Origin of the sequence: Azospirillum sp. TSO22-1 (genome assembly GCF_003116015.1) — a bacterium.
In the GTDB taxonomy this organism is placed as follows: Bacteria; Pseudomonadota; Alphaproteobacteria; order Azospirillales; family Azospirillaceae; genus Azospirillum.
In genome coordinates this window covers 1-1,166 of sequence record NZ_LGQZ01000214.1, presented here as the reverse complement: position 1 = coordinate 1,166, position 1,166 = coordinate 1, and the positions used below count along the sequence as shown (strand labels likewise).

Sequence of the window (1,166 nt, the reverse complement as noted above, 5' to 3'; positions counted from 1 at the left end):
AACAAGCCGCACTGCAACATCGGCACGATCGGTCACGTCGACCATGGCAAGACGTCGCTGACGGCGGCCATCACGAAGGTTCTGGCCGAGAGCGGCGGTGCGACGTTCACCGCCTACGACCAGATCGACAAGGCGCCGGAGGAGAAGGCGCGCGGCATCACGATCTCGACGGCGCACGTCGAGTACGAGACGTCGAACCGCCACTACGCGCACGTGGACTGCCCGGGCCACGCCGACTACGTGAAGAACATGATCACGGGTGCGGCGCAGATGGACGGGGCGATCCTGGTGGTGTCGGCGGCCGACGGCCCGATGCCGCAGACGCGCGAGCACATCCTGCTGGCCCGCCAGGTCGGCGTTCCGGCGCTGTGCGTGTTCATGAACAAGGTCGACATGGTGGACGACCCCGAGCTTCTCGAGCTGGTCGAGCTCGAGGTGCGCGAGCTGCTGTCGTCGTACCAGTTCCCGGGCGACGACATTCCGATCGTCAAGGGTTCGGCGCTGTGCGCGCTGGAGGACCGCAACCCGGAGATCGGCCGCGACGCGGTGCTGAAGCTGATGGCTGAGGTGGATGCCTACATCCCGCAGCCGGAGCGTCCGAAGGACCGTCCGTTCCTGATGCCGATCGAGGACGTGTTCTCGATCTCGGGCCGCGGCACGGTGGTGACCGGGCGCGTCGAGCGCGGCATCGTCAAGGTCGGCGAGGAAGTCGAGATCGTCGGCCTGAAGGCGACGGTGAAGACGACGGTGACCGGCGTGGAGATGTTCCGCAAGCTGCTCGACCAGGGCGAGGCGGGCGACAACATCGGCGCGCTGCTGCGCGGCACGAAGCGTGAGGACGTGGAGCGCGGCCAGGTTCTGGCGAAGCCGGGCTCGATCACGCCGCACACCAAGTTCAAGGCCGAGGCGTACATCCTGACCAAGGAGGAGGGTGGCCGTCACACGCCGTTCTTCTCGAACTACCGTCCGCAGTTCTACTTCCGCACGACGGACGTGACCGGCCAGGTGGTTCTGCCGGAGGGCACCGAGATGGTGATGCCGGGCGACAACGTCGCCATCGAGGTGCACCTGATCGCCCCGATCGCCATGGACGAGGGTCTGCGCTTCGCCATCCGCGAGGGCGGCCGCACCGTCGGCGCCGGCGTGGTTGCCAAGATCATCGAGTA

At 67.1% G+C, this 1,166-nt stretch carries 1 protein-coding gene; it reads left to right on the top strand.

Features of this window, described 5'->3' with window-relative positions; genetic code table 11:
- On the top strand, positions 1-1,166 hold a 1,166-nt coding region (gene tuf / locus TSO221_RS34095; protein WP_109122898.1), incomplete at both ends, for an elongation factor Tu.